This is a genomic window from Xanthobacter autotrophicus (genome assembly GCF_030015065.1).
Classification (GTDB): domain Bacteria; phylum Pseudomonadota; class Alphaproteobacteria; order Rhizobiales; family Xanthobacteraceae; genus Xanthobacter; species Xanthobacter autotrophicus_D.
Genome location: NZ_JAIVFN010000400.1, coordinates 1 through 455 on the forward strand (window position 1 = coordinate 1; position 455 = coordinate 455).

1 protein-coding gene is annotated in these 455 nt (G+C 72.5%); it reads left to right on the forward strand.

Going from position 1 to position 455, the window contains the following annotated elements; translation table 11 throughout:
- Nucleotides 1–455, forward strand: a 455-nt coding sequence (locus K9U40_RS23730) for a SidA/IucD/PvdA family monooxygenase (RefSeq protein ID WP_282892511.1), incomplete at both ends; no start/stop codon positions are given.

Genomic DNA, 455 nt, shown 5'->3' on the forward strand with positions numbered 1-455 from the left:
GTGCTGGCCACCGGGCGCGACGGCCTCGGCGGTCCGCAGATTCCGGCCTTCATGGAGGGCGTGCCGCGCACGCGCTGGGCGCACTCGTCCGACGTGCTCGATTACCGCACGCTGCAGGGCCTGCGCGTGGGCGTGATCGGCATGGGCTCCTCGGCCATGGACAGCGCCGCCACCGCGCTCGAGAACGGCGCGGCCAGCGTGGACCTGATCGCGCGCCGCGCCGAAATGCCGCGCATCAACAAGTCCAAGGGCTCCGGCGTGCCCGGCCTCGTGCACGGCCATTCCCTGCTGCCCGACGTCTGGAAATGGCGGCTGCGCCACTACATCGGCGCCCAGCAGGTGCCGCCGCCGCACGGCAGCACGCTGCGCGTGTCGCGGCATCCGAATGCCTTCTTCCACTTCGGCTGCGCCGTGCAGCGCGTGCACGACACGCCCGAGGCGCTGCACGTGGACAC